We start from the raw sequence: 23,893 nt of genomic DNA on the forward strand, positions 1-23,893 counted from the left end.
AGCCGCGCGCGCCTCGCGTGCGAACAATGGCCGTATGCACGATCGCCGGTTGCCACCGGACCGGGAGACCTTCATGAGCGCCAGCAACTCACCCCTCCACCCCCACCACGCGCCCCAACGGGTGCTGATCGCGATCGACGGCTCCGCCGCGTCCGATCATGCGCTCGCGTATGCGCGTAACCTCATTGCGCCGAATGCGTCGGTGCACGTGGTCAGCGTCGCGGAAAACCCGCGCACACTCGTTCCGCGCGGCTCGAAATCGGCCGCGTTCTTCGAAGCGGCGCGCGACGAATTGCTGCACGACGCCGCCGACGCGCTGTCGCGCGCCACCGGCGCATTGCGGCGCGACGACATCGCGATCGACAGCGAAGTCATCGACCTGTCCGTGCACGGCGCCGATATCGCCCATGCGCTGGCCGAAACCGCGCAGGCGTGGCGCGCCGATCTGCTGATCGTCGGCGCGCGTCAGCATCACGGCCTGCTGCGGTGGATCGAAGGCACGGTGTCCGGCCCGCTCGGCCACCTCGCCGGCTGTCCGCTGCTGATCGTCCCGGAAGGGTTCCAGCCGGCCGCCGAGCATGTGCCGGCGCGCATGCTGTTCGCCGTCGACGGCAGTGCGATCGCCCTCAACGCACTGCGCGCGGGCCTCAAATTCGCGCGGCCGGACACCGAATTCCGCGTGATCCACGTCGTGGACCGGCCCGTATCGCTGGGCGATTTCGTTCCCGTCGAGACGCTGGAACAGGCGTCGATCGACGAAGGCCGCCGCGTCCTGCAAAAAGCCGTCGCGCTGTTCGACGGCGCGGCCCGACACGCGCAGTCGCAGCTGATTCAAACCGACCGCACCGGCGACGACGTATCGCAACGGATCGTGCACGACGCGAGCGGCTGGCATGCCGACCTGATCGTGATGGGCACCCACGGACGGCGCGGCGTCACGAGCTGGGTGCTCGGCAGCGTGGCGCGCCGCGTCGCGCGGATCGCGCCGACGCCGGTCCTGCTCGTGAACGCGCCGCACGCGTAGCGCGCTAGCGCGTCACACGTCCGCGCCCACCGCGTGGAACAGCTCCTCCTCCTGCGCGCAATGCAGGCGGACGATCGCTTCGAGCCCGTACAGCGTCCGCTGGATCGCCTGAGCGCGCGCGGCGTCGGCGTGTTCGCGCGGGAGATCGGCGACCATCTGCCTGAGCGCCCTGACCATCCGGAAGATCTCGCGGTGCGCGCCGCTCATCGCCGCAAGCGGATCCTCGCCGCCGAGCAGCGGCGCGAGACGCGCGTAGACGTCGCGGTCGTCCGCGCGCTCGTGCGGCAGCAGCCGCGCGTCCAGCACGCCGATCAGCCGCGCCGATTCGCTCGCGATGGTCGCGGCCGGCAAGCCGGGGATGCGATCGGCGAGATCCCGCAACTGGTCGAGCAGCGGCGACAACGCGGCGTGCTCGCGCTTGAGCTGCTCGACGTCGAGGCCGCTCGGCCGCGCCTCCGACGGCTTCGCGCGGACCAGCAACACGCGCAGCGCATTGACGATCACGACGACGTCGATCACCTCCTGAATCACCGCGCCCGCAATCGGCGGCAGTAATCCGGCCGCCGCGACCGCCATCGCGAGCGCCGACAACGACATGCCGGCCACCACGCTCTCGAGCGCGATGCGGCGCGCGCGGCGCGCAATCCGGATCGCGTCCACGAGGCGGTCGAGCCGGTCGACCAGCAGCACCACGTCGGCGGCCTCGGACGACGCGGCCGCGCCACGCGCGCCCATCGCGATGCCGACGTCGGCGGCCGCGAGCGCTGGCGCGTCGTTCACGCCGTCGCCGACCATGATCGTCACGCCGTCCTTGCGAGCCGACTGGATCGCGGCGAGCTTGTCCGTCGGCGTTTGCTCGGCGCGCACGTCGGTCACGCCGAGCAGTTCGCCGACCGCCAGCGCGATATCGCGCCGGTCGCCGGTCAGCATCACGAGGCGCTCGACGCCTTCGCGCTTGAGTAGCCGCAAGGCGCGCGGCGTCTCCAGCCGCAGTTCGTCGGCCAGCTCGATCGCGCCGATCATCGCGCCATCCACGCCGACGAATACCGCCGCGCCGCCCTGGCCGCCGACGCGCGCGACGAACGCATCGCTCCACGGCGCCGGCGTCGAGCACGCCGCGACGAAACCAAACTTGCCGATCGTGACCGCGTGACCGTCGACGCTGCCCGTCACGCCTTCGCCGGGCGTCTCCAGTACGGCCGACGGCGCCGACAGACCGACGCCGCGCTCCCGTGCGGCAACCGTCAGCGCGTCCGAAATCACGTGCGCCGACGCCTGTGCGAGCGACGCCGCGAAGCGCAGCACGTCGGCGGCGGCGACCTGCGCGCCGCATTCGATCGCGACGATGCGTGCGCGCCCGCCGGTCAGCGTGCCGGTCTTGTCGAAGAAGAGAATGGACGCTTGTGCGAGCCGCTCCAGGGCGCCGCCGCCCTTGACCAGAATGCCGCGCCCGGCGCAACGCGACATGCCGGAGACGATGGCGACCGGCACAGCCAGGATCAGCGGGCACGGTGTCGCGACGACCAGCACGGCGAGCGCACGCCCGACGTCGCCGGTCGCGAGCCACGCGCCGCCCGCGACGAGCAGCGCAATCACGACGAAGCCCGCCGCGTAGCGATCCGCGACGCGCACGGACGGGCTGCGCTCGCGCTGCGCGCGCTCGACCATCCGTACGATGCCGGCAAACGTGCTGTCGCCGGCGGTCGTGCGCGCCACCATCTCGAACGGCGCGCCCGCATTGACTACGCCGCTGCATGCGGTTTCGCCCGAACGTCGCCGCTGCGTGGACGATTCGCCGGTCAGCATCGATTCGTCCAGTTCCGCGTCGCCGGTGAGTGTGCCGTCGACCGCGACGCACTCGCCGCTGCGCACCAGCAGCCGGTCGCCGGGGACGATCGCACCCGGAGCGACGGGCCGCCATTCGCCATGCTCGAACCGCGTCGCCTGCCGCGGCGCGCGGCCGAGCAGCGCCGTCATCTCGCGTTGCGCGCGGCGCTGCGCGTGCTGCTCCAGCGTCCGCCCGCTCGCGAGCATCAATGCGATGACCGCGGCGGTCAGCGTCTCGTCGAGCGCTAGCGCGAGGCCGATCGCGAGCCACGCGAGTATGTCGATGCCGGGCTGCCGGCGCGCGACCGCCTTGGCGACGGTGACCGTCAACGCGAGCAGCACGGGCAGCGCGCCGAGCAGCCACACGAGGCGCGCGAGCGCAGGCAGGCCGAACGCGACGCACGCGCCGCCGGCGGCGAGCGTGACGGCAGACAGAACCAGCAACGTGAAATCGAGCGACCAGCGCATTCGGGGCATGACGAGTTTTCCGGTTGCCGCGCGTGGGCCCGAGCGTTGCGTCGGGCGCCGTTGACGACGGCGTGGCATCAGTCTAGAAAATGCCGCGCTTCGACCGTTGACGTGGGTCAGCCCGACGCGCGTGCCCGCGCGGTGCGTTGCTTGACGTGAGTCAACGGCGCGGCCCGCCTCTTCAGCACAATCGAAACGTGACACCGGATGGTCTGGAGCCGATATCGTGCTGACGCTGGCTGTGCTGTTCCTGCTGATTCTGCTGCTGAATCTCGTGCCGGCATTCGCGCCGCCCACCTGGATGGCGATGTCGTGGGTGGGCTTCAACCTGCCCGACGGCAATCCGTTCGTGTTCGCCGTCGTCGCGGCGGCCGCGGCCACCATCGGCCGCGTGATCCTCGCGACCTTCGCGCGCTCGCTGGTGCGCTCGCGCTGGGTGCGGGACGCCGATCGCGAGAACATCGCCGTGGCGACGCGCTGGCTGCGCAAGCACGGCACGCTGACCGCCGGGGCGTTCTTCCTCTATGCGCTGAGCCCGCTGCCGTCGAACTATCTGTTCATCGCATACGGGCTGTCCGGCTTGCCGCTCAGGATCATCGCCGCGGCGTTCTTCATCGGCCGCGTGACGACCTATGCGATCTGGGCGCACGTCGGCCGCTTCGCGTCCACGCAGCTCGACGCCGAGTCCGAACTCGGCGGCAGCTATCTCGGCGGCTACTTCATCGTCACGCAGCTCGTGCTGCTCGCATGCATCGTCGTGTTGATGAAGCTCGACTGGCACGCGCTCGTCCACGAACGTCGATTGACGTTCCGGCGCGGCCAGCGCGTGCGCCGCTCCGATTGAAGCCGGCGCGGGCGTGCGTTGGCCGATACGCCGCCCGTCCCCTCTTAATTTCGGTGAAGCGCTGCGGCTTCGAGCGCCGTTTCGCGCTTGCGCGGATCGACGTGCGTCATCACGTTCAGCACCCGATGATGGCGCAGCACGCGCGCGCGCGCGTCCACCGCGATGTCGTGCCCTTGCGCGACGGTGAGATCGGCGTCGATGTCGAGATGCACGTCGACCAGGATCAGATCGCCGGTCTTGCGCGTGCGCAGGTCGTGCAGGTCGAGCACGCCGGGCGTGGCGAGCAGCGTCGCGCGGATCGCCTGCACGTCCTCGGCGTCGGCCGCGCGGTCCATCAGATCGTGCAACGCGTTCCAGCCGAACGTCGCGCCCATTTTCACGATCATCCCGCCGACGATCAGCGCGGCGACCGGATCGAGCAGCGGATAGCCGAGCAGGTTGCCCACGATCCCGCATCCGACCACCAGCGACGACGCGGCGTCCGACCGCGCATGCCACGCGTTGGCCACCAGCATGCTCGACTTCACGCGCGTCGCGACCGCGAGCATGTAGCGGAACAGGCTCTCCTTCGCGACCAGCGCGACGAGCGCCACCCACAGCGCCGCGACGTGGACGCGCTCGATCGCCTCCGGATGCTCGAGCTTCTGCACCGCCGACCACAGCATCCCGCCGCCGACCACCAGCAGGATCGCGGCCAGCGCGAGCGACGCGCCGGTTTCGAAGCGTTGATGGCCGTAAGGATGCTTTTCATCGACCGGCTTGCGGCTGTGATGACCGGCCAGCAGCACGACGAAATCCGCGACCAGATCGGACAGCGAATGAATGCCGTCCGCGACGAGGCCCTGCGAGCGCGACAGGATGCCGATCACCACCTGGCCGATGCTCAGCGTGAGGTTCACCGCGACGCTCACCCAGGTGCTTCGGGTAGCCGCGGCGGCCATGGCGGGCGTCGCTTCGGCGACAGTTTCGGGTACGGCGTCGGGGTTGTTCTGGATCACGATTCAGTTCACGTTACAGGGTTAGCAAATTCGAATGTCGCTGGCAGCACCCGACAGCGGCGCTCAAGCGGCCAGCTGGTCGTAAGCGATCAGCGCATGGGCCGCGTACATCATCGACGGGCCGCCGCCCATGTACACGGCGACGCCGGCCACCTCCTCGACTTCCTCGCGCGTCGCCTTCAGCTTGATCAGCGCCTGCACGTGGAAGCCGATGCAGTCGTCGCAGCGCGATGATATCGCGATGCCCAGCGCGATCAGCTCGCGCGTCTTCTTCGTCAGCGCGCCGTCGCGCGTGCCGGCCGCCGCCAATGCGCCGAACGCCGACATCAGATCGGGCTGCGACTGCCGCAGCTTGCGCATCTGCTCGGTAATCTCGGCGGTTCGTTGACGATAGTTCAGTGAATCGGTCATGGCAGGTCGCCTCCGCGTTGGGGAAATCGGACCGGCTCACGGCGTCGCGCCGCGGTCGCTGCACGCGACGCACGATGATGCACCGCAGGAGCGACATCGCCATGACGGCCGGCACACGTTTCGATGGTATGAGCGGCTCCCGGACGGCCCTTGATCTGCCGCAATGGACAGGCTGCGCTCACGTGTACCGTTGAACGCATGCAAACCGTCGGGAGACTGCCATGTTTCGCTTGAATACCTTCACCGCACACTGCGTGATCGGCGTCGCGATCGCGATGTCGGCCGGGCTGGCCCACGCGCAGGCGAGCCAGCCTGCACGCGGCGGCGTCGAATCGGGGCACATGATCTACGGCAGTCAGCTGATGACGCCGGCGGAGCGCACCGAATACCGGACGCGGATGCTCGCGGCAGCGTCGGACGCCGAGCGCGACAAGATCCGCGCAGAGCATCACGCGCAGATGCAGAAGCGTGCGAAGGCGCGCGGCATCACGCTCCCCGACGCGCCGCCGATGCGCGGCATGCATCGCGGCCAAGGGATGGGAATGGGGTCCGGGATGGGGCCAGGTTCGGGGATGGGGTCCGGCATGGGCCCCGGCTACATGCAGGGGCAGCCCGGCGGCCCCGCCAGCGGCGCTGCCGGCCAATGACCGCGCGGCGCGGTGCGCCGGGCGAGGACCGAGGCCAGCCTGACATGCGCGCCGAGCCGGCCACGAAAGGCCGCTGCGGTGACCTTCGGTCACGCGCCGACGCTGTGCGGTGTGATTCGCGACGGACATGATTGCCTAGTGCGCGGCTGTGCCGGCTGCATCGGCGGCCGGCCAAGACACGACGACGCACAACCCGCCCAACGCCGCCGAACGCCCGACCTCGAGGTCCGCTTCATGCGCGGCCGCGATGCGCCGCACGATCGACCAGCCCAGGCCGCTGCCGCCCGGCCGGCTTCCCGCCGGCCGAAAGAACCGCTCGCCCAGCCGGCGCAGATCGTCGTCGCCGATGCCCGGGCCGCTGTCCTCGACGCGCAGCGTCGTGCGCCCGTCGCATCGCGCGACCGACACGGTGATGCACGCGTCGGCCGGGCTGTAGCGAATCGCGTTGTCCACCAGATTGCGCACCATCGACTCGAGCAACGGCTCGTTGCCGCCGACGAGGCACGGCGCTCGCGCGTCGAGCTCCAGCCGCTGCCGCATGTCGATCGACCGTGGCGCGGCTTCCGCGACCACGCGTTTCGCGAGCGCCGCCAGGTCCACCGTGGCGCGCTGGGCCAGCGCGCCCGCATCGAGACGCGACAGCAACAACAGCTGATCGACGAGCCGCGCGGCTCGATCGCAGCCTTCGAGCACGCCGCGCAGCGCATGCCGGCGCGGCGCGTCGTGGCGCTCGGCCAGCGCGACCTGCGCCTGCGCGCTGACGGCCGCGATCGGCGTGCGCAGCTCGTGCGCCGCATCGGCGGTGAAGCGCCGCTCGGCGTCCATCACCGCGCGAATCCGTTCGAACAGGCGGTTCAGCGCGTCGAGCATCGGCTGCATTTCGAGCGGCGTGCGCTCGAGCCGAATCGTGTCGAGCGCCTGCGGGTTGCGCCTGGCGAGCGCGCGGCCGAAATCGCGCAGCGGCGACGTGCCGCGGCGCACGGCCCAGCCGATCGCCAGCACCAGCAGCGGCAGCGCGGCCGCCATCGGCCAGAACGCGCTGCGCATGACCGCGCCGAGGATCGACTTGCGCGAATCGATCCGTTCGCCGACGAACACCTGGACGTCGTGGCGCACGCCGTGCACGACGAAGACGCGCCACGCATCGCCGTCGATCGCAACGGTCCAGAATCCCGACGCGCGAGCCTGCCCGGTCAGCTCGGGCGCCACCATCGGCTGCGACGGCGCGTTTTCCGAATGCAGGCCGAGCCGGCCGTCGTGGAATACCTGGAACGCCACACGCGGTCCGTACGGATGAAGCATCGGCGCGTCGATCGCGGTGTCGTCGTCGTCCGGCCCGCGCGCCTGCTGCGCGACCAGCAGCGCGGCGGCCTGCGCGAGGTGACCGTCGAGCAGCCGGTCGATCTCGCGCTGCGCATCGAGCCACGTCAGCATCAGCGTCGCGAGCCAGACGCCGAGCACCACGGCCGGCACCAGCGTCAGCAGCCGGCCGTGCAGCGAGCGTGCGGGCAGCAGCGCCTTCATGCGGCGTCCCGCATCAGCACGTAGCCCACGCCGCGCACGGTGCGGATCACTTCGCTGCCGAGCTTCGCGCGCAGCCGATGGATGTGGACCTCCACCGCATTGCTCTCGACTTCCTGCCCCCAAGCTGTACAGATACTGCTCGATCTGCTCGCGCGACAGCACCCGCCCGGCGTTGAGCATCAGGATGTGCAGCAGGTCGAACTCGCGCGTCGACAGCGCAACGGCCACGCCCGCGCGGCGCGCGGTGCGCGACGCGGGCTCCAGCTCGACGTCGTGCGCGCGCAGCCGTTCGGTCGGCCGGCCGTGCGCGCGCCGCACCAGCGCGCGGAGGCGTGCGCCGAGCTCGTACAGGTCGATGGGCTTGATCACGTAGTCGTCGGCGCCCGCGTCGAGCGCTCGGATGCGGTCGGGCACCGCGTCGCGCGCGGTCAGCACGAGGATCGGCAGCGCAATGCCGTCGCGGCGAATGCGTTGCAGCACGTCCATGCCGTCGACGAGCGGCAACCCAAGGTCGAGCACCGCGGCCGCATGAACGTGCGCGCGCAGCTCGCGCTGCGCCGCGTCGCCGTCGCGGACCCAGTCGACCTGGAACCCTTGCTGGCGCAACCCGGCGCGGATGCCGTCGCCGAGCAGGACATCGTCTTCCACGAGCAGGATGCGCACGATCGGGCACTCACTCAGCCGGCGGCCGTCAATCGTCGTCGCGGTCCGCGCCGTGCGCGGGGCGTCCGATGTCGGCCGCGACCGGGCCGTCGCCCGGCGCGGGTTGCGGCGCCGCGTGCCATTGCGTCCACCACCAGCCGATCGCCGCGGCCGTCATGATCGCGGCGACGCTCCACCACGCGCGCCGGATGCCGTCGGCCGGCGCACCGCGCTTGTAACCCGTCACCATCGCGCGGGCCAGATTCTCGCGATGCACGATGCTGCTGACGAACACCGCGCCGACGTGCACGGCGACCAGCACGAGCATCGCGTTCGCCACGCCTTCATGCAGCTCGCCGAACGCTTCGCCGTTACCGTTGTACGCGGCCCAGCCGCTCGCGCCGAGCGCGGCCGTCATCGCCAGCATCGCGACGATCGCGATCGCGCCGGCCGGGTTGTGGCCGACGTGATGTTCGGGCCGGCCTTTCGCGAGGCTCAGCAGATAGCGGCCCACGGCCGCCGGCGAGCGCACGAACGACGAGAAGCGCGCATGGCGCGTGCCGGCCAAGCCCCAGACGACGCGAAACGCGACGAGCGCCAGCATCGTGTAGCCGAACGCGACGTGCATCAGCCGCCATCGTTCGCTTTCGGCGCTCAGCCACGCGCCGGCAAATGCGATCACCATCAGCCAGTGAAACGCGCGCACCGGCGCGTCCCACACCAGCACGCGTTCGGCGCGCGGCGTGGCCGGTTCAGCGGGCGCCTGGAATGCGGACGAATCGTTCATCGAAATTTCCCTTGTCTGCCTGCGTATGACATGCGGCGCAATTGGACGGCCGCTTCACTGCCGGGCTGTTCCACACCGCGGCCGGTACTTCGTCGTGGGTCGAGATGAACCACGACGAGCGCGTGATCCTGTCGTCGGGCGGCCGCCGCGCCGCAGCGCCCGTCGCCGCGTGCGCGCTCAGCCAGGTCTGCAGTTGCGCGACGGTGGCCGCATCGAGCGTCGCGTCGGTGCCGAAGTGATGCTCGAGACCGTTGAGGATGCGACGCCACGACTCGGCCGGCAGCGCGCCGGGCGGATAGGCGACATGGCAGGTCGCGCACTCCTGCTTGTAGCGGGGCAGCAGCGGCACGGCCATGCCGCGCATTTCGTCTTCGGCGAGGACGGTGTGCGGCAGCAGCGAAACCAGCAGCGCCGCGGCGATGCCGGCCCGCAGCGCGGGGCGCCACGACGAGATCGTCGGTTCGACACGGTTCATCTGCGTTCCCCTTCAGGGTTTCAACGTGATCAACCACGCGAGGATGTCGGCCTTTTCGGCAGCCGAGCATTCGCGCCCGACGACGTCCTTGCAATTTCGGCGAAACCATTTTTCGGAGCGTGCGCCGTCCGAGAACCGCGCCGGGTTGAACGCGGGCGCGAGCGGCTCGATCGTCTTGCCGGTCACGACGTGCCGCCCTGCACCGGTCGGCGAGCTACCGTGACAGCTCGCGCAACTCCATTCGCGTCCGTGGCGGGACGTGAAGAACTGTTGTCCGCGCAACGGCACCGCGGCCGTGCCCGCCTGCGCCGTGTAGCCGGCCAGCAACGCGGCCGGTGTTTCGGCATGCGCGCCGGCGCCGGCGGCCATGCATATCGCGGCCGCCGCGCAGGACCGGCGCAGCATGCGAACCGAGTCAGATAGACGCATCGTGATCCTCCTGAGCGATGCATTCATCTTCGGGCGCGTTCCTTACCGGATTCTTAAGGAAGCGGCGTGTCACCGTTCGGCGGCGAGCTGACGGTCATACACTCGTGCCGCCTTGACGCACGTCAAACGTTGCGACACCTGCCGAAGCCGGAACTGGAGCCGGCGTCGGACGCGATGCGGCCGCTCGCGCACCGAAACGAGCGGCGCGCCGGCCCGATGGCGTGGTGGCGCTTGACCTGCATCAAGCCGGCACGCGCGTTCCGCGTCAGCATGGACACGCTACCGTTTGCTCCGCACGTGCACGGCCGATGCGGCAGCCCAATCCCCGAGGAGACTTCGATGCGATCGAGACCTTTCGTTGTACTGCTTGCGTGGCTGGCATTGCTGGTCGGACAGGTAGCGCCTGCCGCTGCGAACGACCTGACGCGCAGCGTGACGTCCGGCGACATTGCCGTCAACTTCGGCGTGGTGCCGGCGAATCAGACTGCCGCAGCGGGCGGCAGCGCCGCCGACGCGTCGTCGAACGTGAACCTGTATCTGCTGACCGTCGCGCTGTTCGACCGGTCGACCGGCAAGCGCATCGAAAACGCGCACATCACGGCCGTAGTGAAGGGCCCGCGCAGCGAAGCCAGCTCGTTTCACACGAAGCCGAAGCAGATGCAGCTCGAACCGGCGCGGGACGGCAATGCGGTCACGTACGGGCACGTGTTCGACGCACGCTGGAAAGGCATCTATCACATCGACCTCGCGATTACGCGAGACGGCTCGACGCATGTCGAGCATGTCCGCCTGAACTACGACCAGCAGTTCTGAGCTTCCGACCGGGTCGGCAGCGCCAAGGGTGCGCCGCCGCGACGTGCGGCGGCCACGGCGACGCCGTTCCGTTGCGCAGCCGGCCGAACACCCGACGCCGCACGCCGACCCGCGCTTAATACAGCAGGAACGCCGCCCGCTCGGGCGCGAACGCGGCATTTTGCGCAGCGGCGAGCGCTTCGATGTCGTCGAGCGAGCGCCCCGCTTCCAGCATGTCGGCCACCTCGCGCGAGCCGACCGACGCGCGGATCGCATCGATCCGGAACCGCGCCGGATAACGGCGGTGCAATGCCAGCGCGAGCGCCAGCCCGATCTCGCCGGGCCGCGTCGCGCCCGGCAGCCGTTCGATGCGCACGCCTTCGCAGAGCCTGCCGCGATAGGGGCCCTCGGTCGGCACGAAGCGGACCGGCGAGAACGTCGCGGCGAGCCGCATCGCGCGCAAATCGTCCGCGACGCTGCGCGCGTCGATCCACGGCGCGCCGATCACGCCGAACGGGGTCGCGGTGCCGCGTCCGACGCTCACGTCCGCGCCCTCGACGAGCCCCAGGTCCGGATACAGCGACAACGCGGTCGCGTCGCGCAGGTTCGGCGACGGCGGCACCCAGCCGAGCCCGGTGTCCTCGAAGCGCATCGTGCGCGCGTAGTTCGCCAGCGGCACCACGCTGAGCGTCGCGCCGATCTGCAACCGGTCGTTGAACAGCCGGGCCAGTTCGCCGATCGTCATGCCGGGCGCGAGCGGCAGCGCGTAGTAGCGCGTGAAGGTCGACGGCCCCGCGTCGGCGACGGGCCCGCCGAACGCGTCGGCGCCGAGCGGATCGGGACGGTCGAGCACGATCACCGGACGATGCGCGGCCGCGCCGGCTTCGAGTGCGTAGCCGAGCGTCGCAACGTAGGTGAAGAAGCGCACGCCGGCGTCCTGCAGGTCGACCACCAGCACGTCGACGTCGGCCAGCAGCGCGGGCGCGATCGTGCGGCGCTCGCCGTACAGGCTGTGAACGACCGCGCCGGTCGCCGCATCGACGCTGTCGCCGAACGTGTCGTCCACGTCGGTGCCGAGCCCGTGCTCGGGCGCGAACAGCGCAACGAGCCGTGCGCCCGGCGCGTGCGCGAGCAGGTCGGCCGTGCGCCGGCCGAACCGGTCGAAGCCGCTGCGATTCGTGACGAGACCGATGCGCTTTCCGGCGACCGCCGCGAAGCCGCTCGACGCAAGCACATCGATGCCCGCCAGCACCGGCCCGCGCGATGGCGGCGGCCGGACGGCTGCGGCGAGCGCGTCCGCCATCGGCGGCACGCGCGCGGCGATCTGCGCCGGCGTCACCGGCGCCGCCGCGCTCGATACGATGCCGACCACGAGCGCGCGCAACGGCATCGCGGTGCCGGTTTCGTCCGGATACAGGCGGCTCGTCAGCACGATCGCGAAGCGACGCGTCACGGGATCGATCCATAGCGCCGTGCCCGTGTAGCCGAGGTGTTGCAGCGCGCCGACCGGCGGCAGCCGGTAGCGGTTCGCCACGAGCGGCGGCCCGACCGCCCAGCCGGGCGTGTGCAGCTCGCTTGGCGTGTCGGCCGGGAGCGGTGTTTCGAGTTCGGCGACGCTGCGCGCGCTCAGCACCCGCGTTGCACCGAGCGTGCCGCCGTGCAGCAGCATGCGCGCGAAGCGCGCGAGATCGTCGGCGCTCGAGTAGAGACCCGCGTTGCCCGAGACGCCGCCCAGCGCCGCCGCGACCGGATCGTGCACGCGGCCTCGCAGCAGGCGGCCGTCGCGTACGACGGTGGGCGCCACGCGCGCGCTCAGCGGGGCGGCTGGGCGGAACGTGGCGCTCGTCATCCCGAGCGGCCCGAACACGTGCTCGGCGCACCACGCGTCGAGCGGTCGGTGCGACACGCGCCGGACGATTTCGCCGAGCGCCACGTAGTTGACGTCGCTGTAGATCACGCGCGCGCCCGGCTCCGCGACCGGCGGCATCGCGGCGACGTCGGCCAGGACCGCCGCGCGCGTGCGCAACGCCCGCGCCGACGACACACCGGCGGGCAGGCCCGACACGTGCGCGAGCAACTGGCGGATCGTGATGCCGGCCTTCTCGTTCGTGCCGAACGCCGGCCAGTAGTGCGCGGCCGGCATGTCGAGGCCGAGCATGCCGCGCTCCGCGAGCTGCATGATCGCGACGGCCGTTGCCAACGGCTTGGTCAGCGACGCGAGGTCGAACACGGTGTCGGCCGTCATCGGCTCGGCCTGCTCGCCCGTCACGCGCGCACCGCGGGCGACCCGCACGCGCGCGCCGTCCGCGTCGCCGGTCACGACCACGGCGCCCGCGAGATGCCCGTCCGCGATCTCCGCGGCGATTGCCGCGTCGATCGCGGCCGCCTGCTGCGACGCAGCGGGCGCGTCGGCTTGCGCCCACGCGTCGGCCGCGCCGAATGGGCAGAATGAGCCGAGTGGGCCGAACGCGAGCAACAACGCGCCGCTCAGCGCGACAGCACGGCGCAATCGTGCCGATCGAACGCGTTCCACTGGATCGCCTCCTTCGTGGCGGCGGATGGATCGAGGCCGGCATGCGAGCGCGTCGCTGCCGAGCCGAGGCCGGGAGTCCTGCACGCCTACCTTCGGGTCGGCGCCGACCCGCCGCGCGGCTAGCGCGCCGGTTGCTGCTGCGGGGCCGGGCAGCCGGTGCAGAGGCGCATCGCGCCTTCGCGTTCGGGGTCGCGCCAGGCAAAGCGGACCTCGACGCCGCCGCGCGCCGGCACGACCACGTGCCGGACCTCCTGCACCGCGCGGTCGCGCGCGGTGATCGTGTACCTGCCCGGCGGCACGCGAGCGAACAGGAACGGGCCGCCGGTGCGTACGTCGAGAAGCGCCGACTTGCCGGACGCCAGCTTCACGTCGACGTCGGACAGATAGTGGCCGGCCTTCGACGTGAACGTCATCCGCAGGTTGTAGCGCGGCGCGACGTCGCGAAACGCGGTGACTTCGTCGCTGCCGATGCCGCCGGTGATGTACACGACGCCGTTACGCGAGATCGGCTCGTTCGCGGTGTCGGCCAGCGCGTTCGCGCCGAGCGTCAGCACGCAGGCTGCCAACAGCATCTTGATGGTGGTGGTCCGCATCTTCACTCTCCTGATTGAGCACGCGTGGCTGCACGGCCGCCCGTCGATCGCGGCGCGGTGCTGCGTGCGACGGCGTCGTGCGTTCGCTTTGGCGATGCTGTGAGCGTCGCGCGGAACGTCGATTTCCCATTGATGCAAGTCAACGGCGTTCCGGTCGAGGCGCGCAAAACCGGACGAAGCGCAAGCGTTACCGCGATCGCGTCGCGGCGGGCGCGCACGCACGCCGCCGAGCCGCATATCACGGGCGAATGGCGGGCGGCGGCATGGTGTCGGCGCGCGCTGTCAGGCGATCCTGCGCAGGCCGTCGGAAATTGCCGACACGGCCGCCCGACGTCGGACAGCAAGCTCAGGCCGCGCTGATTGTGCCGCGCGGCGTCGCCGCCAATACTCAAAACATGGCAGTACGCCATGCATCGAGCGGTTGGCGCACGGTTGGTCCGCGCCGCCGCCGCACTGGGAGCCCGCGATGATCGATCCGACCGCAGCGCACGCCGACGCCGCCGATTCCAATGGCGAACCGCCGGTCGGTGCGCACCTCGTGACGCGCCGACCCGGCTATCTGCATCACGGCATCTATATCGGCGACGGCAACGTGATTCACTACGCAGGTTGGTCGCGCGATCCGAGCGGCGGCCCGGTCGAAGTGGTCACGCTCGACGGCTTCCGGGCCGGCCGCGCGCTCGCGGTGGTGCGCCACGCGCATGCGCCCTACGACGGGATGCAGGCCGCGCGCCGCGCGGCGTCGCGCCTCGGCGAATGCCGCTACCGGCTGCTGACGAACAACTGCGAGCATTTCTGCCTGTGGTGCCTGTTCGGCGTCGGCCGGAGCGAACAGGTGGCGTCGTGCCTGCGCAATCCGGCGCATGGCCTCGCGGTCGCGGCGATGCTGATCGCCTGGGTGCTGGCTGCGCGGTTGTATCCGGGGATGGGTGGGCGGGGGTAAACGGCATGGCGCGTTACTGGCCTGCCAGCAACTGCCGCCGCATCACCGGCGGTCGCGCCGGACCGCACAGCGCTTCACCCGCCCGCTCGCAATTCGACTCGCCGATGCCGATGCCGATGCCGACCGACCCGTTCGCCATCACGACCGCATTGTCGCGCATCGCTCACGGATAGCCTCTCCGTCCCATCGCGGCACCGATTCGCGCCGCCCCGGCCACCCGCCGCAACCTCCCACTCACCGCGGCAACGCCGCCGGATCATAGCGATTACGCGGATTCCACAGCATCCACCCATCGGTGCCGGCCGCGTCGGCGGCGTTCACTTGTGCGCGAATCTCGTCGGCGTCGAATACGCGATGATCGAACGCGTAGTCGCGAAATGCCTGCAGCCACGGCCGGAAACGCACGCCGTCCAGGCCGGTGCGGCGCATGGCTTCCGCAAGCGAGCGGGACACGATCTCCCCCGGCCGGTCGGTCGGCTTGCGGCAGCCCGGCAGCCCCCACGTGAACCCGGACGGATACAGCATCGGCGAAATGTAGTCGACGATCCGCCCGAACGTCTCGATCCGCTGCCCGATCGCGGTGTCGTTGAAGTTCCAGCACACGTAGCCAAAGATGTCCGCCGACAGGTAGACGTTGTACGGCCGCAGCCGCTCGCGCGCGCCCGCGAGGAACCCGGTGATCGCCGCCACGCGGTTGGCCTCGGTGTTGGGCTCGCCGAACCGCAGCCCGTTCGCGTCCGGAAAGCGCAGATAGTCGAACTGGATCTCGTCGAAGTCCATGCGGGCGGCCTCCTCCGCGACGTCGTAGTTGTGCGCCCATGCGGCGCGCGCGGTCGGATCGATCCAGCGCTGGTGCTCGCGGTCGCGCCAGATTTCGCCGGCGGCGTCACGCACCGCCCAGTCGGGATGCGCGCCCGCCAGGCGGTCGTCCTTGAACACGACGATGCGCGCGATCAGGTAGAGGCCGCGCGCGTGGAACGTCCGCAGCAGCTCCGGCAGATCGGGCGGATGCACGATCGCGCCCGCCGCATGACTCGCCGCACCGGACACTTCGCGCGCGAGGCTGCGATACGGCGTGACGCCGCTGTCGCCCTTCACGTCGATGACGAGCGCGTTGATGGCGGTCCTGCCCTGCAGCGCCAGCGCCGCGTCGCGCAGCGTGCGGTCCGTGACGCCGTATGCCGACAGGTAAACCGCTTTCGGACGCACCGGCGCCAGCCGGATCGTATGGGCCGCGTCGGTCGGCGCCAGCGTGAGCTCGGCGCGCGCGTAGCCGGGCGCGCGCACGCTCACGCGCGTACCGGCCGCATCGAGCTCCAGCGAAAACGCGCCGTCGCGATCCGCGGTCCGGTTCACGCCGCCGGCATGGCCGAACGCGCCGGCCAGCGGATGACCGTTGGTCGCATCGACCACGGTGATCGACACCGGCGCCGCATGCGCGGCGACCGCGGCGACACCGGCAAACAATACGAGCAGACACGCGATCACGCGCTCAATCATGGCTTCCTCCGGCGCTTCTCAGCAGACCGTTGATGCAGCGCGTGTCGCACGCATCGGTCATCAGGTAGCGCGGCAGCGCCATCGCGGAATCGGTGCGCCGGACCGGGCGCGCATCGATCGTGAAGGCGGCGACGTAGCCCTCGGCCGCCGCCTGCTCGTCGGTCTGCGCATCGTGAATGCCGAACGGCCAGGCCAGCAGCGTGACGGGCCGGCCGATCTCGGCCTCGAGCCGTTCGCGCGAGCGCCGCAACTGGAACGACACGAAGCGCCGGTAGTCGGCCGGCGTCTGCCGCGCCCGCTCGGTATGGAAATTCGGATGCCAGTACGTATGGGACTCGATGGCGACGTCGGCGGATTGCCCGAGCGCGCGCAGTTCGTCCCAGGTCATCGCGTAGCTTGCGTTGGAGATCGCCGACGGATAGATGAACAGCGTCACCGGCGCCGGATGCTGCGCGAGCAGCGGGCGCAGCACGTCGTAGACGGAGCGATGGCCGTCGTCGACCGTGATCGCGACCGCGCGCGCCGGAACCGCGCCGGGATCGCCGGCATGCCAGCGCACCACGTCGGCGAGCGGCACGATCTGGTAGCCGGCCGCGTCGATCGCCTGCAGCTGGTCGCGCAGCGTGTCGACGCGCACCGTCATCGAATCGACGCGCGTCGTCGCGAACCGGTGATAGGCGAGGATCAGCACGCGCGGCGGCTGCGGCGCACCGGCGCCTTCATCGTCCGCCGCCCACAGCGGCGGCACGCACGACAGCAGGAGTAGACAGACGAGCATGCGCAAGGCCATGGCGGTCCTCGTAGACGGGCTGCCCCATTGTTCGCGATCGCGGCGCGGATGCCGCTGAGCCAGATCAACGGTCACCGATCAGCTTGCAAGCGCAACGATTTCGTCGTGGATGCGCTCGACGTCCGCGCGCGTGCACAGGGCGGTGCCCGGATGCTCGACCGACGAAGCCGATGCGGCGAGCGCATAGCGGCACGCGTCGTCGAGCGGCACGCCGCGCGCCAGCGCCCACACCATGCCGCCGACGAAACTGTCGCCGGCGCCGACCGTGCTGCATACCGCTGCCGGCCGCCCGGGCAGACGCAACGACCGATCGCGCGTGACGACCCACGCGCCGCGCGCGCCGAGCGTCAACGCGACGATCTCGGCCTGGCCGCGCGCGACGAGTTCGCTCGCCACTCGGCACGCGGACGCATCGTCGAGCGCTTCGCCGGCCAGCGCGCTGAGTTCGCCGATACTGGGCTTCACGAGATGAACGCCCTCCTCCAGCGCCGCGCCCAGCGCACGGCCCGACGCGTCGACGACGACGCGACTGCCCCGCGCCTTCGCGGCCCGTGCGAGCGTCGCGTACAGATCGTCGGGCGCGCCGGGCGGCAGGCTGCCGCTCAGCACCAGATAGCGCGGCGCCGGCTGCATCGCGTCGAGGCGGGCCGCGCAGTCGCGCCACTCGGCGTCGCTCACCGATGGCCCCGGCATCAGGAAGCGGAATTCGCGTCCGGTCGAAGTTTCGTGCACGCAGAAGTTCTCGCGTGTCTCGCCGACGATCCGGATGCGCACGCTCGGCAGGCGCTCGGCCTCGAGCAACAACGTCAGCACGTCGCCGGTCGGGCCGCCGGCCAGGTACAGCGCGATGCAGTCGCCGCCGAGCCGGTGGATGGTCCGCGCGACGTTGATCCCGCCGCCGCCGGGGTCGCGCCTCGGCGCCGCGCAGCGCAGCTTGTGCGTATCGACGATGTGCTCGACCGATGTCGCGACATCGACGGCCGGGTTCAGGGTAACGGTAACGATATCTGTCATGGTGTGGGTCTTGTGCAGTCGATGGCACGCGCGCCGCGACGGTGCGCGCGCCGGCCGTGGCTCCACCATACGTGCGGCGACGGTCGCGGCGTTGATGCCAGTCAATCGATCCCGCAACCGCACACGATTGCGCTCGATCAACGACGCACGCGTGCAAGCTCCTACAGTAAATCATTCTTCGCCGCCGAGCCCTCCATGGATGAGCAGCCGCTGTGCAGCACCGTGTTCGCCGACCGCTATGCGCGGCCCGGCGAGACGTCGCGTGCGGCCGTATTCCAGCGCGTCGCGCGCGCGCTGTCGCTCGCCGAGCCGCCCGAGCTGCGCGCGCAGTGCGAGCGTGCGTTCTTCCAGAACCTGCAGCGCGGCGCGATCGGCGCCGGGCGCATCCTCGCCAATGCGGGCGCCGGGACCGACTGCACGATGGTCAACTGCTTCGTGCACCCGCTCGCCATGCCCGGCGAAGCGGCCGTGCACGCGGTCGACGCAGCGCTCGCGCAAGCGCTCGACGAGGCGCGGATCACGCTGCTGATGGGCGGCGGCATCGGCTACGACTTCTCGCCGGTGCCGCCGGCCACGGCCTACGAGCGGCGCGGCGCCGAGACGCCGGCGCGTGCGCGGCGATCGACCGCTTCGACGCGATGTGCCGCGCGCTGCCGTTCACCGGCCCGCGCCGCGGCGCGCAGATGGCCGTCCTGCGCTGCGATCATCCGGACCTGCTCGCGTTCGTCACGGCCAAACACGGCCGGCGGCGCTGGCCGACGTTCAACCTGTCGGTCGGCGTGACGGACGCGTTCATGGAAGCCGTCGTGCACGACCGGCCGTGGGCGCTCGTCCATCGTGCGCCGCCGCACCGAGCGTCCGTCGCGGCGCCACGCCAGCCGGACGGAAATCATGTTTACACGACGGTCGCGGCGCGCACGCTGTGGCAGGCGATCGTCAACGCGGCGCGCGACAGTTCCGAACCCGGGCTGCTGTTTCTCGATACGATCCGCGACGCGAATCCGCTGCGCGAGCACGAACGGATCGACGCGACGAACCCGTGCGGCGAGCAGCCGCTGCCCGCATACGGCAGCTGCGTGCTCGGGCCGATCGATCTGTCACGGCTCGTGCGGCATCCGTTCGGCATCGACGGCGCGCCGCGCTTCGATTTCGCGCTGCTCGCGGAACTCGTGCGCGTGCAGGTGCGCCTGCTCGACAACGTGCTCGACCTGACGACGTGGCCGCTCGCCGCGCACCAGCGCGAGGCGCGGCGCACGCGCCGCATCGGCGTCGGCGTAACCGGGCTGGCCGACGCGCTGACGATGCTGCGGCTGCGTTACGACAGCGCCGACGCCCGCGCCTTCGCGCGCTCGATCGTGCTGTCGATGCGCGAACATGCGTTTGCCGCGTCGGCGGCCCTCGCCGCCGAGCGCGGCGCGTTTCCGGCCTACGACCCGGCCGACTATCTCGATGGGCCGGCACACCGCGCGCCGCTGCCGCTGGCCGTGCACCACGCGATCGCGCGGCACGGGCTGCGCAACAGCCATCTGCTGTCGTTCGCGCCCGCCGGCAGCGTGAGCCTCGCGTTCTGCGACAACTGCTCGAACGGCATCGAGCCGGCCGTCGGCTGGACCCAGCGCAGGATGGTGCATACGGCCGACGGTCGGGTCCGCCAGTTTCATGCGCAGAATCACGCTTACCGGCTGTTTCGCGCGCTGCATGGCGAGCACGAACGGCTGCCCGACTACTTCGTGACGGCGGCGCAAGTCGCGCCGGCCGATCACGTCGCGATGCTCGCGGCGCTGCAGCCCTGCGTCGACGCCGGCATCTCGAAGACGGTGACGCTGCCCGACCGGTGTTCGCTCGCGCAGGTCGACGCGCTGTTCGTGCAGGCGTGGCGCGACGGTCTGAAAGGCATCACGGTGTTCCGGCCCGACCCGCGGCTCGCGGCGGTCGTCATGGACGACGCGACGCAAGCGCGCCGCGACGGGCCGGTCTGCATCGGTTGTTGAACCGAACCGCGCGACAGCCGGCGGACGACAGCCCGCGGTCCACATGCGACGCGATAGCGATGAACGCCGCCCCGCCGCGCTCCGGCCGTCAGGCGGACGTGCCGCTGACGCTTTCAGTATCGGTCGATGCGGCGCCCGACGTCGGGCCGGCGTCGACCGGCGTCGCGATCAGCGCCACCAGCGTGTCGTGATCGATCGCCTCGCGCTGCAGCAGCCGCCGCGCGATCCGTTCGAGCGCGTCGCGATGCCCGGCGAGCGTCGCGGCGACCCGCGCGTGCGCGTCGGCGAGCAGCGCGCGCACTTCGTCGTCGATCAGCTGCGCGGTGTGCTCGCTGCAGCGCCCTTCGCGGCGTTCCACGCGCCGGGCAAGCCCGCGCGCGGCGCGCCGTCGTCGAACGTCGCGAGGCCGATGCTCTCGCTCATCCCGTATTGCATGACCATGTGGCGCACCATCGCGGTCGCGCGTTCGAGATCGTTCTGCGCGCCCGTCGACACGTCGCCGAACACCAGCTCCTCGGCAACCCGCCCGCCGAGCAGCGCGTCGAGCCGGTCGAGCAGCTCGCTCTTGCGCAACACGTAGCGGTCCTCGGTCGGCACCTGCTGCGTATAGCCGAGCGCCGCGACGCCGCGCGGAATGATCGACACTTTCTTCACCGGGTCGCAATGCGTGCGGCATTGCGCGACGAGCGCATGCCCGGCCTCGTGATAAGCGATCGTCACCTTCTCCTGCTCGTTCATCACGCGGCTCTTGCGCTCCATGCCGGTCATCGCGCGATCGATCGCCTCGTCGAAATCGATCATTTCGATCGCGGGCTTGCCGTGCTCCGCCGCGTGCAGCGCGGCCTCGTTGACCACGTTCGCGAGATCCGCGCCGACGAAGCCCGGCGTGCGCGACGCCAGCTCGGCGAGATCGACGCCGGCCGCGAGCTTCACGCGCTTCACGTGCACGCCGAGGATCTGCCTGCGGCCGTTGAGATCGGGCCGGTCGATCGCGATGTGCCGATCGAAGCGGCCAGGGCGCAGCAAGGCGGGATCGAGGATTTCGGGCCGGTTGGTCGCGGCCATGATGATCACGCCGGAATTGGCCTGGAAGCCGTCCATCTCGACGAGCAGCTGGTTCAGCGTCTGTTCGCGCTCGTCGTTGCCGGACATCATGCCGACGCCGCGCACCTTGCCGAGCGCGTCGAGCTCGTCGACGAACACGATGCACGGCGCCTTCTGCTGCGCCTGCTCGAACAGGTCGCGCACGCGCGCCGCGCCGACGCCGACGAACATCTCGACGAACGCCGAGCCGCTGATCGAGAAGAACGGCACCGCCGCCTCGCCGGCGACCGCGCGCGCGAGCAGCGTCTTGCCGGTGCCCGGCGCGCCGACGATCAGCACGCCCTTCGGGATCTTGCCGCCGAGCCGCTGGTAGCGCTCCGGGTTGCGCAGGAACGCGACGAGCTGCTGCAGCTCGGCCTTCGCCTCGTCGATGCCCGCGATGTCGTCGAACGTGATGCCGGTCGCCTGCTGCACGTACACGCGCGCCTGGCTCTTGCCCATGCCGCTCAGGTCGCGCATCCCGCCCGGCCGGCGCGTCATGAACGTCCAGATCACGACGAAGCCGATCAACGGAAAGATCCAGGTCGCGAGCGTGCCGATCCAGCCAGTATCGGCCGCGCCGCGGTAGCGAATCCCGGCCGCGGTCAGCGCCGCAACCAGATTGTCGTCGCTCACGCGGTTCGTGGTGAAGCGCCACGGCGCGCCGGCCTCCTTCACGTCGGACGTCTCGGAAGCCGGCAGCGCCGCGCCGGCCTCGGGCATGTTCAGCGTGCCCGAGATCGACGCCTGGCCGATCTCGAGATCGTCGACGAGCCGCGCTTCCACGAGGTGGTGGAAATCGCTGTAGGAGATCGCGGTCGCCGCCGGCTGACGCCCGAACAGTTGAACCGCGATCAGTACCGCGAACGCGATCGGAATCAGCAGGCCGGAGTAGTCGAAGGTTTTTTTCATCGGCTAGACCCTGCCGGGCGGCCCAGCACCGGTTCACGCATCGTCGCGCGTCCAGTGCGCACGCAGCATGTCTTCGCCGTCGCGATAGTTGATCGCGAGACTGCCGTGATGCGCATGCAGCAGCGCGTCGGCCAGGCGCCTGACCATGTGTGCGCCGGTCGTGCGCACAGTGACCGAATCGGCGGATCGCTCGATCTCCATGATGCGCTCGAGCGCGTGCTCGCTCGTCTCCATGTCGGCCTGACGCTGCAGCAGCTCGAGGATCATCCCGCGATGCGCGTGCAGATACGCGCCGTGCAGCACCAGCTCGCCGGCCGGCACGTTTTCGCGCATGCGCTTGCAGGCCGGGCATTCGAGCTGGCGCCGATCGCGCGGCGTCGCGTACCAGGTCCAGCGGCCCGCGTCGCAGACCGCGCCGCAGCCCTCGCAGATCCGGTCGCCTTTGGGCCGCTTCGGCTCGCGATAGCTGTCCTTCGTATGCGGTTGCATCCGCTTGTCGCGGCGCAGAGGGTTGCGGCCGGAGCCGCCATTCGAACGGTTCATCGCATTTCTCCTGACAGTGGACAACACCAGCGCGACGGTCGTGCGACGCTCGCGCACCGGTCATGCAACGCTCAGGCGACGGTCAGCCGGTCCACGACCTGCCGTACGCCGCGCACTGCGCCAGCCGCGCCGCACGCGGCGCGCCTGTCGGCCAGCGAATCGACGGTGCCCGACAGCGTGACGACGCCGTCGACCGCGTCGACCGAGATCGCGGCGGATTCGCGCTGCGCGCGGCGCGCGAACGCGGCGGCGATCTGCGCGCCGACGTCCGACGCCGTGTGCGCGGCGCGCACCTGGATGCGGTTCGCGACGCCGACGACGCCGGCCATCCGGCTCACGATCGTTTCCGCCGCGCGGCTCTGATACGCATGGTCGACTTCGCCGTCGAGGGTAACGCAGCCGTGGTCGACCTCGACCGCGATCTTGTGATCGCGCAGCGCCTCCTGCCAGCCGAGCGCGAACGTGATCGCGATCGCCAGCTCGTGGTCGGCGCATGCGCTTGCCGGCGGCGTGACGCTCAGTTCGAGCACCAGCGCGCGCGCATCGGCGACATGCAAAGCGGTTTTCTGCGCTTCCAGCTTCTGCGCCCAGCTCGCGACCGTGCCGCGCAGCGTGACGACGCGATCACGGACGTCGACGTCGATCCGGCGCGCGTCGAGCGCCGGGTCCCAGAACAGCGCCTGCTCGACATCCTGCTTCAGTACGGCGTCGGACTTCATGCCGGTCTCCCGTCGGCGCATGCCGGCCGCGACGTTTGCGACCGGATCCGTGCACCATCGCGATCAGCATCGCGCACGGCGGCCGCGACGGCTTGACGAGGATCAAGCAACGGCCGGCTCGCGGCGGCCGCGCGTCGGTGCGCCGCCGTCCGCCCCGCGCTGCTTCGATCGCCCCGCTCGGCCAAAAAGGACGACGCCGCGGCGGCACAGCCGGCCGCGTCGACGCGCCCGCATCGCGGCCACGTCTCGGTGCGCGCGTCAATCGAGGGGCCGCTCGACACGCAATCCGGCCCGAGTGACCCAGATCAAGGGGAAACCCGGTAATCGTCGGATATAAACGAGGCCGAAGCGGCGACGCCCGAGGGCGCCGCCATCCCGTATTCCTGCATTCGTCGAGGCCTTCC

Annotated in this window: 21 protein-coding genes and 3 pseudogenes; 7 read left to right on the forward strand and 17 right to left on the reverse strand. The window is 70.8% G+C overall.

Annotated features, from left to right (window positions below; all coding sequences use genetic code 11):
- The first annotated feature begins 73 nt into the window (after positions 1-73).
- Entirely contained in the window at positions 74-1,024 is a 951-nt protein-coding gene (locus tag WJ35_RS16975) for a universal stress protein (protein WP_059463982.1), read from the forward strand.
- A gap of 12 nt (positions 1,025-1,036) precedes the next feature.
- Here the strand turns inward: WJ35_RS16975 and WJ35_RS16980 are convergent, their stop codons facing one another.
- Positions 1,037-3,328, reverse strand: coding sequence for a heavy metal translocating P-type ATPase (locus tag WJ35_RS16980; protein ID WP_069239556.1), 2,292 nt, complete (start codon positions 3,326-3,328; stop codon positions 1,037-1,039).
- 217 nt (positions 3,329-3,545) lie between these two features.
- Between WJ35_RS16980 and WJ35_RS16985 the strand changes: the two genes are divergently transcribed.
- Complete coding sequence (locus tag WJ35_RS16985; RefSeq protein ID WP_014725991.1) at positions 3,546-4,163, forward strand: VTT domain-containing protein; 618 nt, start codon at positions 3,546-3,548, stop codon at positions 4,161-4,163.
- 44 nt (positions 4,164-4,207) lie between these two features.
- Here the strand turns inward: WJ35_RS16985 and WJ35_RS16990 are convergent, their stop codons facing one another.
- Positions 4,208-5,104 (reverse strand): cation diffusion facilitator family transporter, encoded by an 897-nt coding sequence (locus tag WJ35_RS16990; protein WP_085954532.1) that lies wholly within the window; start codon positions 5,102-5,104, stop codon positions 4,208-4,210.
- A gap of 120 nt (positions 5,105-5,224) precedes the next feature.
- Positions 5,225-5,572 carry a carboxymuconolactone decarboxylase family protein gene (locus WJ35_RS16995; protein ID WP_011880354.1) on the reverse strand — a complete coding sequence of 116 codons (348 nt, stop codon included), beginning with the start codon at positions 5,570-5,572 and terminating at the stop codon, positions 5,225-5,227.
- Positions 5,573-5,793: 221 nt separating this feature from the next.
- Here WJ35_RS16995 and WJ35_RS17000 point away from each other — a divergent pair, with 221 nt between their 5' ends.
- Positions 5,794-6,219: a hypothetical protein gene (locus tag WJ35_RS17000; protein ID WP_069239557.1), complete on the forward strand. Its 426-nt coding sequence runs from the start codon at positions 5,794-5,796 to the stop codon at positions 6,217-6,219.
- Between the two features lie 135 nt (positions 6,220-6,354).
- Here WJ35_RS17000 and WJ35_RS17005 read toward each other — a convergent pair whose 3' ends face one another.
- From WJ35_RS17005 to WJ35_RS17020, 5 genes and pseudogenes are all read right to left on the reverse strand, one after another.
- Positions 6,355-7,743: an ATP-binding protein gene (locus WJ35_RS17005; protein ID WP_069239798.1), complete on the reverse strand. Its 1,389-nt coding sequence runs from the start codon at positions 7,741-7,743 to the stop codon at positions 6,355-6,357.
- Positions 7,740-8,406, reverse strand: a pseudogene (locus WJ35_RS30360) (response regulator). The gene WJ35_RS17005 and the pseudogene WJ35_RS30360 overlap by 4 nt, the downstream one beginning before the upstream one ends.
- Before the next feature lie 28 nt (positions 8,407-8,434).
- On the reverse strand, positions 8,435-9,172 hold the full coding sequence (locus tag WJ35_RS17010) for a cytochrome b/b6 domain-containing protein (RefSeq protein WP_043292681.1): 738 nt from the start codon (positions 9,170-9,172) through the stop codon (positions 8,435-8,437).
- Positions 9,138-9,647 (reverse strand): diheme cytochrome c, encoded by a 510-nt coding sequence (locus WJ35_RS17015; RefSeq protein ID WP_011880358.1) that lies wholly within the window; start codon positions 9,645-9,647, stop codon positions 9,138-9,140. Before WJ35_RS17015 ends, WJ35_RS17010 begins: the two co-directional genes overlap by 35 nt.
- A gap of 12 nt (positions 9,648-9,659) precedes the next feature.
- Entirely contained in the window at positions 9,660-10,016 is a 357-nt protein-coding gene (locus WJ35_RS17020; protein ID WP_014725997.1) for a DUF1924 domain-containing protein, read from the reverse strand.
- A gap of 399 nt (positions 10,017-10,415) precedes the next feature.
- Here WJ35_RS17020 and WJ35_RS17025 point away from each other — a divergent pair, with 399 nt between their 5' ends.
- On the forward strand, positions 10,416-10,889 hold the full coding sequence (locus tag WJ35_RS17025; protein WP_011880360.1) for a hypothetical protein: 474 nt from the start codon (positions 10,416-10,418) through the stop codon (positions 10,887-10,889).
- A gap of 115 nt (positions 10,890-11,004) precedes the next feature.
- Here WJ35_RS17025 and WJ35_RS17030 read toward each other — a convergent pair whose 3' ends face one another.
- Both WJ35_RS17030 and WJ35_RS17035 read right to left on the reverse strand, forming a co-directional pair.
- Positions 11,005-13,401 carry a serine hydrolase gene (locus WJ35_RS17030; RefSeq protein ID WP_196222103.1) on the reverse strand — a complete coding sequence of 799 codons (2,397 nt, stop codon included), beginning with the start codon at positions 13,399-13,401 and terminating at the stop codon, positions 11,005-11,007.
- Between the two features lie 119 nt (positions 13,402-13,520).
- Positions 13,521-13,994, reverse strand: a complete 474-nt coding sequence (locus WJ35_RS17035; protein ID WP_011880362.1) for a hypothetical protein — start codon at positions 13,992-13,994, stop codon at positions 13,521-13,523.
- 24 nt (positions 13,995-14,018) lie between these two features.
- On the opposite strand from WJ35_RS17035, the gene WJ35_RS17040 reads away from it, so the two are divergent.
- Positions 14,019-14,354, forward strand: coding sequence for a hypothetical protein (locus tag WJ35_RS17040; protein ID WP_069223609.1), 336 nt, complete (start codon positions 14,019-14,021; stop codon positions 14,352-14,354).
- A 106-nt stretch (positions 14,355-14,460) separates the two neighbouring features.
- Positions 14,461-14,937 carry a lecithin retinol acyltransferase family protein gene (locus WJ35_RS17045; RefSeq protein WP_011880364.1) on the forward strand — a complete coding sequence of 159 codons (477 nt, stop codon included), beginning with the start codon at positions 14,461-14,463 and terminating at the stop codon, positions 14,935-14,937.
- Positions 14,938-14,950: 13 nt separating this feature from the next.
- On the opposite strand, the gene WJ35_RS31360 is transcribed toward WJ35_RS17045, so the two are convergent.
- The 4 genes from WJ35_RS31360 to WJ35_RS17060 form a co-directional block, all read right to left on the reverse strand.
- Positions 14,951-15,097 (reverse strand): hypothetical protein, encoded by a 147-nt coding sequence (locus WJ35_RS31360; protein ID WP_155121937.1) that lies wholly within the window; start codon positions 15,095-15,097, stop codon positions 14,951-14,953.
- A 74-nt stretch (positions 15,098-15,171) separates the two neighbouring features.
- Complete coding sequence (locus WJ35_RS17050) at positions 15,172-16,437, reverse strand: putative glycoside hydrolase (protein ID WP_069239558.1); 1,266 nt, start codon at positions 16,435-16,437, stop codon at positions 15,172-15,174.
- Positions 16,430-17,227, reverse strand: coding sequence for a polysaccharide deacetylase family protein (locus tag WJ35_RS17055; RefSeq protein ID WP_080484366.1), 798 nt, complete (start codon positions 17,225-17,227; stop codon positions 16,430-16,432). The genes WJ35_RS17050 and WJ35_RS17055 overlap by 8 nt, the downstream gene beginning before the upstream one ends.
- A 78-nt stretch (positions 17,228-17,305) precedes the next feature.
- Positions 17,306-18,241 (reverse strand): 1-phosphofructokinase family hexose kinase, encoded by a 936-nt coding sequence (locus WJ35_RS17060; RefSeq protein WP_069239559.1) that lies wholly within the window; start codon positions 18,239-18,241, stop codon positions 17,306-17,308.
- 195 nt (positions 18,242-18,436) lie between these two features.
- On the opposite strand from WJ35_RS17060, the pseudogene WJ35_RS17065 reads away from it, so the two are divergent.
- Positions 18,437-20,232 (forward strand): annotated as a pseudogene (locus WJ35_RS17065) (adenosylcobalamin-dependent ribonucleoside-diphosphate reductase).
- Positions 20,233-20,320: 88 nt separating this feature from the next.
- Here the strand turns inward: WJ35_RS17065 and ftsH are convergent.
- From ftsH to WJ35_RS17080, 3 genes and pseudogenes are all read right to left on the reverse strand, one after another.
- A pseudogene (gene ftsH, locus WJ35_RS17070) lies at positions 20,321-22,227 on the reverse strand (ATP-dependent zinc metalloprotease FtsH).
- Between the two features lie 33 nt (positions 22,228-22,260).
- Positions 22,261-22,770 (reverse strand): BCAM0308 family protein, encoded by a 510-nt coding sequence (locus WJ35_RS17075; RefSeq protein ID WP_011880370.1) that lies wholly within the window; start codon positions 22,768-22,770, stop codon positions 22,261-22,263.
- A gap of 71 nt (positions 22,771-22,841) precedes the next feature.
- Complete coding sequence (locus WJ35_RS17080) at positions 22,842-23,489, reverse strand: BON domain-containing protein (protein ID WP_069239560.1); 648 nt, start codon at positions 23,487-23,489, stop codon at positions 22,842-22,844.
- Between the last annotated feature and the right edge of the window lie 404 nt (positions 23,490-23,893).

Source organism: Burkholderia ubonensis (assembly GCF_001718695.1).
Taxonomy (GTDB): domain Bacteria; phylum Pseudomonadota; class Gammaproteobacteria; order Burkholderiales; family Burkholderiaceae; genus Burkholderia; species Burkholderia ubonensis_B.

Excerpts from the sequence above, each read along its gene's own strand:
- WJ35_RS31360 (WP_155121937.1), bottom strand. The coding sequence starts at position 15,097 with ATGCGCGACAATGCGGTCGTGATGGCGAACGGGTCGGTCGGCATCGGC.
- WJ35_RS17005 (WP_069239798.1), bottom strand. The coding sequence starts at position 7,743 with ATGAAGGCGCTGCTGCCCGCACGCTCGCTGCACGGCCGGCTGCTGACG.
- WJ35_RS17050 (WP_069239558.1), bottom strand. The coding sequence starts at position 16,437 with ATGATTGAGCGCGTGATCGCGTGTCTGCTCGTATTGTTTGCCGGTGTC.
- WJ35_RS17020 (WP_014725997.1), bottom strand. The coding sequence starts at position 10,016 with ATGGCCGCCGGCGCCGGCGCGCATGCCGAAACACCGGCCGCGTTGCTG.
- WJ35_RS17000 (WP_069239557.1), top strand. The coding sequence starts at position 5,794 with ATGTTTCGCTTGAATACCTTCACCGCACACTGCGTGATCGGCGTCGCG.
- WJ35_RS16975 (WP_059463982.1), top strand. The coding sequence starts at position 74 with ATGAGCGCCAGCAACTCACCCCTCCACCCCCACCACGCGCCCCAACGG.
- WJ35_RS16980 (WP_069239556.1), bottom strand. The coding sequence starts at position 3,328 with ATGCCCCGAATGCGCTGGTCGCTCGATTTCACGTTGCTGGTTCTGTCT.
- WJ35_RS17055 (WP_080484366.1), bottom strand. The coding sequence starts at position 17,227 with ATGGCCTTGCGCATGCTCGTCTGTCTACTCCTGCTGTCGTGCGTGCCG.
- WJ35_RS17035 (WP_011880362.1), bottom strand. The coding sequence starts at position 13,994 with ATGCGGACCACCACCATCAAGATGCTGTTGGCAGCCTGCGTGCTGACG.
- WJ35_RS17015 (WP_011880358.1), bottom strand. The coding sequence starts at position 9,647 with ATGAACCGTGTCGAACCGACGATCTCGTCGTGGCGCCCCGCGCTGCGG.
- WJ35_RS17045 (WP_011880364.1), top strand. The coding sequence starts at position 14,461 with ATGATCGATCCGACCGCAGCGCACGCCGACGCCGCCGATTCCAATGGC.
- WJ35_RS17080 (WP_069239560.1), bottom strand. The coding sequence starts at position 23,489 with ATGAAGTCCGACGCCGTACTGAAGCAGGATGTCGAGCAGGCGCTGTTC.
- WJ35_RS16990 (WP_085954532.1), bottom strand. The coding sequence starts at position 5,104 with ATGGCCGCCGCGGCTACCCGAAGCACCTGGGTGAGCGTCGCGGTGAAC.
- WJ35_RS17060 (WP_069239559.1), bottom strand. The coding sequence starts at position 18,241 with ATGACAGATATCGTTACCGTTACCCTGAACCCGGCCGTCGATGTCGCG.
- WJ35_RS17010 (WP_043292681.1), bottom strand. The coding sequence starts at position 9,172 with ATGAACGATTCGTCCGCATTCCAGGCGCCCGCTGAACCGGCCACGCCG.
- WJ35_RS16995 (WP_011880354.1), bottom strand. The coding sequence starts at position 5,572 with ATGACCGATTCACTGAACTATCGTCAACGAACCGCCGAGATTACCGAG.
- WJ35_RS17075 (WP_011880370.1), bottom strand. The coding sequence starts at position 22,770 with ATGAACCGTTCGAATGGCGGCTCCGGCCGCAACCCTCTGCGCCGCGAC.
- WJ35_RS17025 (WP_011880360.1), top strand. The coding sequence starts at position 10,416 with ATGCGATCGAGACCTTTCGTTGTACTGCTTGCGTGGCTGGCATTGCTG.